Source organism: Ruegeria sp. CL5 (assembly GCF_056536485.1).
Genome location: NZ_JBQFPS010000006.1, coordinates 26,891 through 41,173 on the forward strand (window position 1 = coordinate 26,891; position 14,283 = coordinate 41,173).

General features: G+C 56.7%; 12 protein-coding genes and 1 tRNA gene. 5 read left to right on the top strand and 8 right to left on the bottom strand.

What is annotated here, in order from left to right; genetic code table 11:
• Positions 1–34 precede the first annotated feature (34 nt).
• A complete protein-coding gene (locus ACR0IU_RS11605) occupies positions 35–766 on the bottom strand; it encodes an NAD-dependent epimerase/dehydratase family protein (protein ID WP_480716374.1) in 732 nt (243 codons plus the stop codon).
• 522 nt (positions 767–1,288) lie between these two features.
• Here ACR0IU_RS11605 and ACR0IU_RS11610 point away from each other — a divergent pair.
• Complete coding sequence (locus tag ACR0IU_RS11610; RefSeq protein WP_480716375.1) at positions 1,289–1,843, top strand: SDR family oxidoreductase; 555 nt, start codon at positions 1,289–1,291, stop codon at positions 1,841–1,843.
• A gap of 302 nt (positions 1,844–2,145) precedes the next feature.
• On the opposite strand, the gene ACR0IU_RS11615 is transcribed toward ACR0IU_RS11610, so the two are convergent.
• From ACR0IU_RS11615 to ACR0IU_RS11640, 6 genes are all read right to left on the bottom strand, one after another.
• Entirely contained in the window at positions 2,146–3,201 is a 1,056-nt protein-coding gene (locus ACR0IU_RS11615; protein ID WP_480716376.1) for an ABC transporter ATP-binding protein, read from the bottom strand.
• Positions 3,201–4,448 (bottom strand): MGH1-like glycoside hydrolase domain-containing protein, encoded by a 1,248-nt coding sequence (locus tag ACR0IU_RS11620; protein ID WP_480716377.1) that lies wholly within the window; start codon positions 4,446–4,448, stop codon positions 3,201–3,203. The genes ACR0IU_RS11615 and ACR0IU_RS11620 overlap by 1 nt, the downstream gene beginning before the upstream one ends.
• A 5-nt stretch (positions 4,449–4,453) precedes the next feature.
• Entirely contained in the window at positions 4,454–5,662 is a 1,209-nt protein-coding gene (locus tag ACR0IU_RS11625; RefSeq protein WP_480716378.1) for a carbohydrate ABC transporter permease, read from the bottom strand.
• The gene (locus tag ACR0IU_RS11630; protein WP_480716379.1) at positions 5,662–6,897 is read right to left on the bottom strand and encodes a carbohydrate ABC transporter permease; all 1,236 of its coding nucleotides are present in this window, start codon (positions 6,895–6,897) and stop codon (positions 5,662–5,664) included. Before ACR0IU_RS11630 ends, ACR0IU_RS11625 begins: the two co-directional genes overlap by 1 nt.
• Positions 6,898–6,962: 65 nt before the next feature.
• The gene (locus ACR0IU_RS11635) at positions 6,963–8,318 is read right to left on the bottom strand and encodes an ABC transporter substrate-binding protein (protein ID WP_480716380.1); all 1,356 of its coding nucleotides are present in this window, start codon (positions 8,316–8,318) and stop codon (positions 6,963–6,965) included.
• An 18-nt stretch (positions 8,319–8,336) separates the two neighbouring features.
• A complete protein-coding gene (locus ACR0IU_RS11640) occupies positions 8,337–9,476 on the bottom strand; it encodes a LacI family DNA-binding transcriptional regulator (RefSeq protein ID WP_480716381.1) in 1,140 nt (379 codons plus the stop codon).
• Between the two features lie 616 nt (positions 9,477–10,092).
• Here ACR0IU_RS11640 and ACR0IU_RS11645 point away from each other — a divergent pair.
• Entirely contained in the window at positions 10,093–10,500 is a 408-nt protein-coding gene (locus ACR0IU_RS11645) for a hypothetical protein (RefSeq protein ID WP_480716382.1), read from the top strand.
• A gap of 374 nt (positions 10,501–10,874) precedes the next feature.
• On the opposite strand, the gene ACR0IU_RS11650 is transcribed toward ACR0IU_RS11645, so the two are convergent.
• Positions 10,875–10,964: transfer RNA gene (locus tag ACR0IU_RS11650), tRNA-Ser, on the bottom strand.
• Between the two features lie 204 nt (positions 10,965–11,168).
• Between ACR0IU_RS11650 and ACR0IU_RS11655 the strand changes: the two genes are divergently transcribed.
• From ACR0IU_RS11655 to tmk, 3 genes are read left to right on the top strand one after another with little or no spacing between them, the layout of a single operon-like run.
• Positions 11,169–12,470, top strand: coding sequence for an SPOR domain-containing protein (locus ACR0IU_RS11655; protein ID WP_480716383.1), 1,302 nt, complete (start codon positions 11,169–11,171; stop codon positions 12,468–12,470).
• A 19-nt stretch (positions 12,471–12,489) separates the two neighbouring features.
• A complete protein-coding gene (locus tag ACR0IU_RS11660; protein ID WP_480716384.1) occupies positions 12,490–13,656 on the top strand; it encodes a D-alanyl-D-alanine carboxypeptidase family protein in 1,167 nt (388 codons plus the stop codon).
• Positions 13,653–14,279: a dTMP kinase gene (gene tmk, locus ACR0IU_RS11665; RefSeq protein WP_010442736.1), complete on the top strand. Its 627-nt coding sequence runs from the start codon at positions 13,653–13,655 to the stop codon at positions 14,277–14,279. The genes ACR0IU_RS11660 and tmk overlap by 4 nt, the downstream gene beginning before the upstream one ends.
• Positions 14,280–14,283 lie beyond the last annotated feature (4 nt).

Consider the following 14,283-nt stretch of genomic DNA (forward strand, 5'->3'; position numbering starts at 1 on the left):
TTGACCGATGCTGCACATTGCGCGAATGTCGGCTTTAAGCGGATGGTATCGGAAAGGTCGAAAACGCGTCGTCCTGCGGTGCGTATCCAAGCACTTTGCAAGTTTCGGTTAGATCAAGCCGCTTAAATCGATTGTTAGAGATGCCGTGCGCAATAAAGCTCCCTTTGATTTCGGCTTGAAGCGCCCGGTCAATTAGATGCGTCGCGTCGCGATGACTGAGCCACGCGCTGAGGTCACGCAGTGTTTCAAGTGGCGGGCCGTCCGCAGGTTCGAACGCCCCTATTCTCAAGGAGACGCAGGACATGCCGTGCTGCGTCGCATAAAGCGAACACAAGGCTTCCCCATAGCACTTGGTGACGCCGTAGAGATTGGCCGGAGCAACAGCCATCCCCGGAACGATTTGCCGGTCTACGGGGTATCCTTCGATGGTTTGTGCACTACTCGCGAAGACGAAGCGGCGGACGTTTGCTTGACGAGCAGCTTCGATCAAATAGGTCGTCGCCAATATGTTGGCAGGCAGCACATCATCAAATTCTGCGTTCGGATCGGGTACGCCTGCGAGATGCACAACGGCGTCCATGCCTTGGCACAAATCCGCAGCGGCATTTGCATCCGAAAGATCAGAGCGCACGAAATGGTGGTGATCCGAAACAGAGTATGTGGGTTCACTTAAATCGGTCAGCACAAACTGAAACTGGTCTTGGTACGCGGTAAAGAATGCCCGGCCAATCCGACCCGACGAACCAGTAACAAGCACCTTCTGCATTGTCTGTCCCCCCAACTTTCGCGAAACTACGGTTAGCTCTAAAGCTACCGTAAGCCGAGGGAAAGCAGACATTCAGTTCGTTTCGCTTTTCGGCAGCTAATCCGCATCTCGGAGGATGTAAAGCTCGAAATGAAGGTCCGCTTCGGTGTGAGACCAGTCACCAGAAAGCGATGAGCATAAGGCGGCTTTGTCCCGCACTGCGGTCGACTTCGAACCGCGTCTCGAATGGCAGTTTTCTGCAACCAATACACGAATTGCAGCGTCATAACGAACCGCGAACATCACTGAACGGGTGTTATGTGAAGCGATCTCAGGTTGAGTGGTCCGTCCGTCCACAGCCTACCGGCCCAATCACCTAACACCATATTAAGCGGCTTTTTCCCGCCCCATTGATCTTGTTCGCCCAGTCCGATATTCAGACCGGCTGCGTTTTCGACCGTCTATCCGAGCCCAGCCCAAAACCAACGAGCCAACCGATGGAGGGTGCCATGTAGTTCAGAAACTGCATGAAAGGCCAATGACATGGCCCATTACAAACGCAAACGTCCCCGTACCGTGCTTGGGAACGGGTACTCACGCCTAGGTCTGAGCCGTCGTCTCGGAAAAGACCCGGATGACGTCCGGTGGCTTGGCAATTGGCCAGACGATCTGCGCGCCATGTTCGAGGCCAAGTTTGTTGGCCCCTATTTAGCTGCGCGCGAAGTGTTGCCCGTGTTGGTCGAAGACGGCTCCATAACGTTCTTTTCCGGCGTGCTCAGCCGTCGCCCATCTGCCGGGGCCACAGGCCTCAGTGCGGTAAATGCCGCGGTTGAGGCACTGGCGAAAGTGCTGGCGCTGGAGCTGGCCGGTCGGGCGCGGGTAAATTGCATCAGCCCCGGTATGGTAGCCACCGAAGCCTACGCCGCAATGTCGGAAGAGGCGCGAGAAGGCATGTATGCGCAGGTTGGTCATAGCCTTCCCGTAGGACGGGTCGGAGAGGCCGAGGAAATCGCGCAGGCCGTGATCATTGCGATGTCAAACGGATTTATGACCGGCTCCATTCTGGATGTGGATGGCGGCCACCTTGTGCGTGATTGACGCCTGGCCCAGGTCCAACGTTAGGAACACAGCTTGCCCAAAACAGCCCTTGTAACAGGGGTCAATCGGGGTCTGGGCTTGGCGCTACGGCGGATTCTTCTTCTGAAATGGCCTCGCCCGCATCTTCGCAACACCTTTAGCCCGCAACACCGACATCCGAAAAGGTCCCTAGGTTTGGGCTGACAACAGCAGCCCACTTTGAAAGGGATGGCTTCGGCTTCAGTTCTTCAGGTTCGGCTTTACACTCACTGTGTTCTTGAGCGTCAATGGTCAATGCTAGCAACGGATACCGGTGAGTTCATCTATCCAAGCCTCAAAGCCTGCCCGTCTTCATCGAAAAAATGAAGATTGTCGGTGGGGAAATGCAAACCAATCTGGGTGCCCGGTGTCAGGGCCGTATCGCCGTTCAGACGGACTGTGACCTTGTCCTCGCTTCCACAATCCACAATCAGGAATGTGTCTGCACCCAGATACTCGATCACCTCGATGACACCGTCAGTCTGACCATCGCCTGCAGCGCCTACCCGAATGTGTTCGGGGCGGATGCCAAGCTTGGTGGCCGCTGCGGACCATGAAAACGGGCCACTGCGGCCGTGCTCAAGATGGAAACTGTCACCCTCGGTCGTGCAGGGCAGGATATTCATCTTTGGGCTGCCGATGAACTGGGCCACGAACAGGTTCGCAGGGCGTTCATACAGCTCGCGCGGCGTACCGACCTGAGCGATCTTGCCGTATTCCAAAACCACAATGCGGTCGGCCAATGTCATCGCTTCGACCTGATCATGCGTCACGTAGATCATCGTGCGCTTGAGGCTTTGGTGCAGCTTGGCGATCTCATACCTCATCTCGACCCGCAGGGCGGCGTCGAGGTTGGAAAGTGGCTCGTCAAACAAGAACGCGGTGGGGTCGCGGACGATGGATCGGCCGATAGCAACCCGTTGCCGCTGACCACCAGAAAGGTCTTTTGGTCTGCGTTCCATGAACGGTCCCAGCTTGAGAACCTCTGCAGCGCGATTAACCTGTTCGGCGATCTCCGCCTTGGGAACACCGGCCACCTTTAAAGAGAACCCCATGTTCTCGGCGACTGTCAGATGCGGATAAAGCGCATAGGATTGGAACACCATTGTCAAGCCGCGTTTTGAAGGCGGGTGATCGGTGACATCACTGTCATTGATCAACAACGACCCGCGCGAGATATCCTCGAGCCCGCCGATCATGCGCAACAGAGTGGACTTTCCGCAGCCCGATGGGCCAACGAAAACGATGAACTCGCCCTCTTCGATCTTGAGGTCCACGCCCTTGATGACTTGGGCCGAGCCGAACCATTTTTCGACTGATTTAAGTTCGATGCTACCCATCAGGCCCTCCCTGCCCAGTGAAGCCAAACCGCTGCTGTCCAAGAGAAAGCCTTACCACCAGCCGGGCTCCCGGTTATTGGATCGAAGTATTCTGCAAAACCAAAGCCCGAGATCAGATCGCCGGTTTTTTTGCGCAACTGATCTGCGTGCTCGGTATGACCCAGATCCTGTAGCCCGAATCCGATCATCATGTTCATGAATGCCCAGGTGGGCCCGCGCCAGTAGCGGCGCGCGTCGAATTTCGGCATTTCCGGGTCATAACTTGGAACCGGATAGGGCACGGTTTCTAGTGTGGCTTTCAACCGTTCCAGCATCTTGTCCGACTCAACACCCGCATACCAGCACAGGTAGGACGCGTTCGATACGCTACCTGACATCTCGCCGGTATGTGCGTCACGCGCGTCAAAGCTGCCCAGCTCTTCGTTCCAAAGTGAGCGAGCGCCAGCTTCCAGTTTTTCAATGTCTGTGCTTAAGCCTTCAACTGCCAGACCAAGCTGTTCACTGATCACCAGCAAGTCCCGCGCGGCCCGTAATGCAGTAAAGGTCATCGTCGGATCGGCGATACGGAACGGGTTCAGCGACAGCAGCGCCTGCTGATCCCAGCCTGCTTTTCGACCGATCTGTACCAGCCTGATGTAACGGTCATAGTCGAACTTTGTCGGGCGATCCTCGCTGTTCACATGGCTGGTGTCGCGGCGTTTGTACTCTCCCACATCCGACGCATCCATGCGCGCCATTGAATTGTCCCAGTCTGGCGCGTTATCACGACCCGCTTCCCAAGGGTGGGTTGTACAAACAGCCCCGAATTCATCCAAACGCCATTTCATGATCCAGCGGTGCCAAGCCAGCAGCTTTGGGAACAGCGCCTTCATCCGCGCGTCTCCGAACGCGGTGTCCTGTTGCCAGATTTTGCGGGTCATCGTGGCCGCGATGGGGGGTTGGATAATACCCGATGAGGGGATCGGACCATTGCAGCCCCAAACATCCGGGCCGGGGAAATACCCTTCATCCTGCTGGTGGAACAGGATGTGCGGCACCATGCCGTTATCCCATTGCCCAGTAAACAGTGTCTCGATCTCGGCCCAGGCGCGGTCGAGGTCGAACTGGGCAAATCCAAGCGCAGTAATCGCGCTGTCCCAATTCCACTGGTAGGGGTACAGCCCTTCAGTCGGGATGGTGTAGCCGCCGCGATCGTTGGCAATCAGTATGTTGCGCGCTTCGCGGTCAGGGTTCGTATGTTGATTCATCTGAGTCATCCTTTGACTGACCCCGCTGTGAGGCCCTTGGTCATGAAACGTTCAAGCCCCAGGAACAGCGCCATGATCGGAACGGTGGCGATCACCGCACCTGCCATCAGGTGCTGGCGGGGAATTTCTGAGGAGTTCAGCATCGTGACTCCTCGGGTCAGGGTAAATTTCGACGGGTCGTCCAGCAGCATGAAGGCCAGAAGGAACTCGTTCCAGGCGATCATGAAGACATAGAGCGAGACCGAGGCCAGCGCTGGCAGGCTCAGCGGCAAGGTGATCTTCCAGATCACCGCCAGACGGGACAGGCCATCCATCAGCCCGGCCTCTTCCACCTCGGTCGGCAATCCGCGAAAATAGCCCTGCAGCATATACAACGCGACTGGAATTGTCGTCACCGGGTAGATCATCACAATACCGAGGATCGAGTTGCGCAGGCCGGTAAGCGAGAACGCAATATAGATCGGCAGCGCCAGAACGATCATCGGCACCATGTAGATCAGCAGAATCGAGCGTGAAAAGGCCTTTTGTCCCTGAAACCGGAACCGCGCCACGGCATAGGCTCCGGGTACACTGAACAGCAGCGTTATGAACACCGTCAGTACCGAGACATAGAAGGACGTCCACAGATAGCTGCCGAAATTGAAGTCGCGGAACAGCTCGGTATAGCTGCGGAACAGGGCGGTGCCCTGGCTCAGGTCCACCGAGAAATCCAGCGGGTTCTGCAACAGCGCCTGCTGGGACTTCAGGCTGGTCATCACCATCACATAGAATGGGATGATCACGATGGCCGTGAAAAAGATATAGCCAAAACCAGTGCAGAACCGGATCACCGCATCCTCGTATTCATGGCGGGTGAGCTCACCGAACGGTGTTTCCTTTAGGATCGCCGCCATCGACAGATGCATCACAACGGCAATGCCGATCACCGTGATCAGAACCGCCTGCAACGATGTGCCAGAGCCGATCAGAACCGGGCCAAATCTGGTGAAGCAAGACAGACCCAACAGTGCCGAAATACCCAGACGCGAGCGCGCGCGCTGTAGCGGAAAACGGACATAAACAAGACCAGCCAGTGTTCCCCAGATCAGGCACAGTAAGACCTGTGGTCGGAATGCGTCGCCGGTTGAGAACGACATGGTGATGGCAGCGGTGGTGGCGATCACCACCATCCATAGCGCGCCCAGAACAGGGCCGGTTATATACCCTTTGCGCATCACAGACCCTCCTCTCGGCTGATGAAGCGGAAGAAGACGAAGCTAAACGCGATCAGGCACATCAGGATCACTACGGCGACGGCCGCGCCTGCTCCGATGTTCGAGATTGCAAAGGCCTGCTCATAGACATTTACAGTCAGAGTGCGGGTGCCCGCATTGCCGCCGGTCAGCAGGAAGATGTCGTCGAACTTGTTGAACGTCCAGATAAAGCGAAGCAGGAACAGCACCGACAGGATACCCAGCAGTTGCGGGATGCTCAGCAGCCAGAACTTCTGGAACGGAGAGGCGCCGTCCATATCCGCCGCCTCATACATGCTAGAGTCTATGGATTGCATTCGCGCCAGAATGAACAGGAAGGACAGCGGGAAATAGCGCCAAATCTCGAACACCGTCACCATGATCAGCGCCAGTGGTCGTTCGCCGAAGAAGTTGATCGGTTCGCTGCTCAGGCCCATTTGAACCAGCAGTGCATTGGCTGAGCCTGAGAATGGGTCAAATAGAGTAACCCAGGTGAACGCTACAGCAATCACCGGAGCGACATATGGGAACAGATAGAGCCCGCGTATGAACCCTTGACCGCGGAAACTTTTGTTAAGCAGCAGCGCGGCAAACAATCCCATGACCAATGCGCCGATGGTTCCGAAGACGGTGTAGAACAGCGTCACCCAAAGCACGCCCCAGAACTCTGACCCATCGAAGACGCGGGCGTAGTTTTCCAGGCTGAACTCGAAATTGGTCAGCACATTGGGACCGCTGCCTGTGACGCCGGGTTCTGACCCTTCAACCAACTCTTCGAATGCGTCAGGGTCTCCATCTACGGTGACCGGGATACGAATTCTCTCGCGTTGGCCGCCATCCAAGATACCAAAATCGCAGAACAGGTCTTGTCCTTCCAGCACACATGATGCTGCGATCTCACCTGTGGGTGTCACACCCTCAGGCAGCACATCGCTTAGAGTGACGCCGCCGATGGCAATCTCCTGACTGGAATTACGCAGGCGATATTCGATCCGCAGATCATCGCCGGATCCACGCAGGCTTTCTCGGACAACCGGCGCCGGTGGGCGCAGGTCGGACAGGGTAAAGGGCTTGAAGCTGATCCAGATGATCGCCAGCAGCGGCAGGATCACAACAAGAGACACGCTTATCACGGTCGGAGCCAGCAATGCCCATGCAAGACGCGCTTCGCGCTTGGCAAGAGCCCCGGTACCGTTCGGTGGGGTGGCCGAAGACATGAGAAACCTCGAAGGGTTGGGTGCAGCGGCGCGAACGCCGCTGTAGATGCCATTAAGTGGTAGCGTTACTCGACCTTGGCGAGTTCTTCGTTCATCGCCGCAACGGCTGCTGCGGCGTCAATCTCATCGTCGATATACTGACGGACGACGCGGTTGATCGCCTGGCTGTTGATTATCTTCGATGCCAGTGCCAGCTGACCCTCGGCCACGCCCCAGCGCTGTGCCACATCCAAACCGCCGACGATCTCGTCGATCATCGACTGTTCGTATAGCTCACCCAGCGGTGCCTTGCGGTCGACGCCAACGGGCAGTTCGGCCCAAGCCTCAGAGAATGCATTGGGGTTGTCCGCATTGCCGCGGCGCACCGGGAACTTACCCTCGGGCGCGATCGCCAGCGTCTGGGTATAGCCGTCATCCATCGCGAATTTCACGAATTCCATCGCCGCATCGGTGTCCGCGTCGTTGGTGATGCCAAAGTAACGGACGTCACCCCATGCTGCGCCATCGGGGTTCGACGGGCCGGACAGTTTGGTTACGATGCCGGTTTTGCTGGCCAGATCGCGCGAGGTTGGGTCGTCATTGATGGTCGGCGGAGCACTATCCCGCAGACCGGCCAGTTCATCCAGAATGAAGGGCGACCAGATGATCATCGCGGCCTTGCCGTCAAAATACAGCTCGCGCGATTGCTTCCAGAACAGCTCACCCGGAGGAGATGCCTTGGAGATCGCTTTGTAGAAATCCAAAACCTCGTTGGTTTTGGCTTCGTCCAACGGCTGGAACCCATCGGGGCCTACTGGCGACACGCCGTTGGCGAGGAAAACATGCTCGAGCACCTGGCTCATGAAGTTCTCATCAACCTTGGTGGCCGAGACAAAGCCATACATTTCTGGCGGGTTGTGCAACGCTTCCAGCGCGGCCTGAATATCGGCAAAGCTGTCGGGCGCTTCCAGACCGGCTTCGTCGAACAAGTCTTTGCGATAGACTACCATTTGGGTCCAGCCGTCGACCGGAACAGAGGCCGTTTCACCATTGAACGCCGCCATTCCCAGCGCGCCCGGCGCAAACGTATCGGCACCCAGTTCTTCGATCACCTCAGACGCTGCTTCGGTGTCCAGAATTCCGGCTTCGGCCCAAGGCAGGGCGTATTGCAGCGGGTGGTAAACCACGTCCGGCAGGTCACCAGCAGCAAAAGCAGCGGTGGCACGGGTGCCCAGATCGGTTTCTGTAACCGGGATCACCTCAACCGTGGTACCGGTTTCGGCTTTGAACTGATCGGCCATCTCTTGTTGTTTTGCCAGACGTTCGGGCTGTTCCTCGGTGGTCCAGAAGCGGATTGTGTCTGCCTGCGCAGAAACGGCAGCCAGCACCAGCGCCAGCGATGTGCCCAGCATCAGCCGAGATGCTTTAGGTGTGAGTTTCATAGTCGGTTTCCTCCCCGGTTATGATCGTTGGATTAGGTTGATTTTTCGCGCCAGTGCCTCGGGTGTCAGCCGGGGTGGCCCGTCGGATTCGCGTGCGATAAGCACGGCTTCGCTGAGTTCGCGCAGGGTTGCGGGTTCTTCGCCTCGGGTTTGGCGGATCAGTAGCGTGGCCAGACGCTCGCCTGCGCGTCTCGAATCCACGCTGAATGTTGTCAGCCCCGGATTGACGTATTGGCATTCGGGAATGCCGTCATATCCAAGGATTGAAACGTCTTTTCCGATCTCAAGGCCAAGTTCAGCGCAAACTGGATAACACCCTAATGCAGCCAAGTCGGTCGCAAACACCATTGCGGTTGGCGGGTGGTCCAATTTCAACAGTGACCGCGCTTCGTTAGCCCCTTCTTCGCGTGTCCGTGCACCTTCCCGGATCAATTCTGGATCATCCCGCAAGCCGGCAACTTTCAGGCCTTCAAGATACCCGTCGCGGCGCAAATGACTGTAGTTGAACTTCGGATCACTGCCGACATAACCGATACGGCTATGGCCAAAGTTGACCAATCGAACGACCGCATTTCTGATTGCTGCTTCACCCGATATGTCAAACCAAGACATATCATCCATTGGATCCGATTGGCCGTATTCCGTCCGCCCGTATAGGATAAATGGGACCTGCAATTCTCCAAGGTACTTTACCCGCGCGTCGTCCACTTCGGTCCGGGGCAAAATGAAACCATCTGCCTTGCGTTCTTCGACAAGACGTCCCAACACATTGAGCATATCTTTCCCGGACTTTGCCGTGGAAATTGTCATTGTCCAGTCCGACGCACTGGCTGCTTCGCAAGCGCCTGCCAGAAAATCCTGAAGAAACGGGTTGTGCTGGTCCGGTTCTTCGCTGTTGATGACCATCGCAATAGCGCGAACTTTTCCTGTTCGAATAGCCTGCGCGTGACTGAGCGGGCGATAGCCCATCTTCCTTGCCGTGACCTCAACTCTCTTTCGCGTGACTTCCGAGATGTCTGAATACCCGTTCAATGCGCGCGATACTGTGCTCTTTGAAAGCCCCAGATGATCCGCCAATTCGTCGAGTTTCACCCGCCGTGGCGGTGAGGGGTTCCGAGACTCCGGTTGGTGCTTTTTCAGATTGGGATTCGTTGTCATCCTACTATTTGTTCGTTCCGAAACCGGTTTCGGCAACAAAAAAAGTCGAACTAGCTCTCAGGTGACTTGTTTGAACACGTTAGACATACTGTGTTCCGATGTTCACGCTGCCACCCGACGCTTCGGTGAGCTGACAAAACCCTGTCTGCCCCCGCGAGCATTCCAAGGGCGCGCTATGGTCGCTCCAGCTGGTAATTCTGGACTAGGGTTATTCACCATCCGCATCCGTACACGAGGCATTGGGCAATCATCCTAGGCGCGTTACTTAAACCCGCACCTTGCTCCCACATGTGTCGCTATATCCGTAAATCTTTCAGCGCGCTTGTTGGCCAATTTCTGGAACTCGCACGAATAAACGAATAGATGGCTAAAGGATACCTCGGGCTGGCGACTGCCCGGCCCTGCGCTGGAAAATGCTGTCATTGATGTCATCGTCAAACGTCTGCAAGGCGCCGCCGCCGCGCATCACGTACTGGCGCAGCCGGAGGCCGGGTCGGCGGGCGCGGTTCAGACTTCAGTTGCGGATTTAGTAACTCGGATTCAACGCCAAGGCGGTCAGGTCGGCGCTGATATTCTGGCCAACGGCAAAATTGCACGAGGACAGATCGACCTCGAATTGAGCTCCAAAACTCTGGCACGCGAACTTGGCATGGCTACGGACCATCTGCACCCGGCTCTCACCCACATCACCGCATCCTTCGATCTGCGCCGCCGCGGCGTCGAGGCCAAGGTCATCGCCGGAGACATGGCACCCCATCCTGATCCCCACCTCCGGTCCATGCTGATCCGCGCCCATGGCTGGGCGCGCGATCTAAAAGCCGGAGTTCAACTGATGGAGATTGCACGCCGCGAAAGCGTCCCCGGCGCATTCATCCGTACCCGTGCTCAGCTCGCCTTTCTCTCCCCGAAGATTCTTGCCGCGATTCTCGACGGCACCCAGCCGCCTGAACTTACACTCAAGCGTCTGGTCAGCGTAACCCACCCACTTGATTGGGCTGAACAGGAAAACCTGTTCGGTTTTTGATAGTTCCAGACCCTGCTTCCCTGATACAGGGTTCGCCCTCCCTGATCCGGCGGAACAATTCCCTGTTCCCGCGAGATAATTCTCTGTTCCACTTCTTAGGGAATGTGCAACATAAACCTTTAAAAACATACAGTTCCGACAGGTGAAACGCCTGCGTTCGAACCCGTTTCACGAAAATTCCCTGTAAATTGCCGGGTATCAGGGAAATCCAGCCGAAAGCGACCCCGCCAAAATGCGGCACTGAGACTGCGGCCGAAATTGCGCTCTGAGTGTACGATCTGCTCCGTCTCTGATTGAATGCGCATGCGCCAACTCGCGGGAATTGCGGCACAATTCCGGGCCAGAAAACATATCTGAAGTGAGACAGGTATGAGTGGCGGGGAGACAGGGATTCGAACCCTGGGAACGCTCTCACGTTCAACGGTTTTCAAGACCGCCGCATTCGACCACTCTGCCACCTCCCCGCGTGCCGCAGGGTCTAAGCTGTGTTTCAGGCAGAGGCAAGCCATAAAGCGGGAAATCTTGCCTAAGCTTCAGCAGCAGTCTTTTCTTAGCGCCGTGCCCGCGTTATCATTCGCGGACAAGACCGCTAGAGACTGGCAAGAAGAACCAGCAATCACGCGGTGGGGCGCGGCCAATATGGCCTTGTCAGGCAAGGGATTGAGACAATGGAGCGAGCTACGGGCACACGCTTTGGGCCACAACGGCTGGCAATTCTGGTTGTGGGTATGGCCGCTTTGGCCGGGTGCGAAGAAGGGTTCAGCCTGCAAGAGGCCCCGGAAGAGGAAGTTGCGACCGAAGAGGCGGACAATACCAATAGGTTCGAGTTGTTCCCAGACGCAGCACCTGCGAACCAGCGTGATGTTGAGGCACCCGATGTATTTCAGGTGACCGAAGCCGGACTTTGGGATGGACGCCCCTCTCTGGGTGGAATTTGGGTGGCACACCCTGATGTTACTCAACCCGAGCGGGTGCGGATCAAGAACACTGCCAACAACAAGACAGTTACGGGCGCATTGTTCCGCCGTGAGCGGGCTCTGCCTGGACCTGCGCTACAGGTCTCTTCCTCGGCTGCAGAACAACTTGGTATGCTGGCGGGGGCCCCAACCAAGGTTCAAGTCGTAGCACTGCGCCGTGAGGCGATTGAGGTGCCCCCTGCCCCTGAAGAGACAGAGGCGACCGAGGACGGAGAGGTTGCGGAAGGAATCGAAGCGGCGACGGAAACAGCTGAAGGCGAAGCAGTCGAACAGCCCGTTAAGCGTAAGTGGTGGCAGAAAAAACCAACCAATGACACGAATGCTGGTGCTGCAGTCGTTGCTGGGGTAGCCGCTGGCGCCGTCGTCGCATCTTCGGACGATGAGTCGGCCCCTGCCGAAGTGCAAAGCACCGAGGTTGCCGATGCAGATCCACAAGCGACTGAGCAACCAGTCAAACGCAAATGGTGGCAGAAAAAACCAACGGATGAAGCCAACGCTGCGGCAGCAGGCACAGCTGCTGCCGCCGTCACAGAGGCTGATGCCGCCCCGACCGAGGTGCAGTCGGCGGCATTGTCAGACCCAGAGATAACACCGCCAACTGAGAAGCCCACTAAGCGCAAGTGGTGGCAAAAGAAAAACCCTAACGAGATCACCGAAACGCCATTAGACCCGATCGCAGGTGCTGCGGCAGCAATTGAAGCATCCGAACCGACCGCTGCAGCGGCACCGGTGGCAGCAAGCACAGCAACGACAGGAGGCTTATCCAAGCCGTATGTTCAGGCTGGAACTTTTGGCGTTGAATCCAATGCCAAGAGCGCAGCGGAAAAGATACGTCGGAATGGGATGAATGCCGAAGTGTTTGAACTGACAGGTGAAGACAAATCAGTATGGCGCGTTCTGGTTGGACCTGTTGCAACACGCAGCGAACGCCGGGCATTGTTGAATGACGTCAAAGACCTTGGGTTTACAGATGCCTTCACGGCCAAGAACTGACAGAACTAGGAGGCCGATGATGCTTTCCGCTTTACGATCAACCTCTCTTGCCATCGGGCTGGCACTAATGGCGCTGCCTGCTTATGCGTTCGACACCACCGCGCGCGCTGCTTATGTGATCGATCAGAAAACCGGCACTGTGTTGTTGTCGAAAGACGCTGATCAACCTCTGCCCCCGGCTTCTATGTCGAAACTCATGACGCTTTATGTTGCGTTTGAAGCGCTGCGCGATGGTCGCCTTACGCTGGACGAAACTCTGCCCGTATCTGAACATGCGATGAGCTATGGTGGCTCGACCATGTTCCTGAACACGCAGGACCGGGTGCGGGTCGAAGACCTTCTGCGCGGGATCATTGTGCTATCTGGAAATGACGCCTGCGTCGTGATTGCCGAGGCATTGAGCCCCGACGGGACCGAAGCCGGGTTTGCCCGCTTTATGACCCAGCGCGGGCAACAGATGGGTATGAACAACTCAAACTTTGCCAATTCTAATGGCTGGCCTGCTGCGGGGCACATGATGTCTGTGCATGATCTGGCGGTTCTGGCCGATCGATTGATCACTGATTTCCCTGAATACTATCCCCTCTTTGCGGAAGAGGTTTTCGAATTCGACGGTCGTGCCCCGTCGAACGCACGCAACCGCAATCCTCTACTGAAACTGGATATCGGGGCCGACGGTCTCAAGACCGGTCACACGCAAGAAGCAGGATATGGTCTGGTTGGTTCGGCCAAACAAGGGGATCGCCGGGTTGTCTTTGTGCTCTCCGGGCTCGACAGCGTCGGCAAACGGGCAGAGGAGGCTGAGGCCGTGGTTAACTGGTCGTTTCGAAATTTTGTCGAGAGGACAGTTGCCAAGTCGGAAGAACCGGTAGCGCAGGCCAAGCTTTGGATGGGTGCGGAAAAAACTGTGGGTTTGGTGCCCAAAGGTGATCTGACCCTGCTGTTTCCAGTCCTGGGCAACAAGGACATTCAGGCCGAAGTCGTCTACGAAGGCCCGATCAATGCGCCGGTCAGCAAAGGCCAACAGCTGGCTGAGTTGGTGATCAAACCTGAAGGCCTGCCGGAAATCCGCCGCCCGTTGGTGGCTGACAGGGATGTACCCCTCGGCGGGTTTGTCGTCCGCATGATGACAGTGGGCGGCATCGTTCTGAAAGACGTGATCAACAATCCGCTGGAGCAAATGTGACGGCGCGCGGCACGTTTCTTACCTTCGAAGGCATTGACGGATCAGGCAAGTCTACACAGGCCCGTCTGCTGGCCGATCACCTGCGACGTGAAGGCCGCGATGTCATTCTGACTCGGGAACCGGGTGGGTCTGCCGGCGCCGAAGAAATTCGCAATCTGGTTTTACAGGGCGACCCGGATCGTTGGTCGGCCGAAACGGAAATTCTGCTATTCACTGCAGCCCGGCGTGACCATCTGGAACGCACAATCGAACCCGCACTGGCCGCTGGAAAAGTGGTCATCTGCGACCGATTTGCCGACAGCACTCGCATGTATCAGGGGATGTCGCGTGGCGATCTTCGCAGCCTCGTGGATCAGCTGCACAATTTGATGATCGGGCGCGAGCCTGACCTGACACTACTGATCGATATGGATCCGGAAACCGGTCTATCACGCGCTAAGGGTCGGCAAGGTGCCGAAGAACGGTTCGAAGATTTCGGTGTCGATCTTCAACTGCAGATGCGTGCAGGTTTTCTCGCTCTGGCGGACGAATTCCAGGATCGTTTTCGAGTGGTGAACGGCAATAGGGACATGGACAGCGTCGCGCAGGATGTGACAGACATTGTTATGACTTCTCTGCGATAGACCA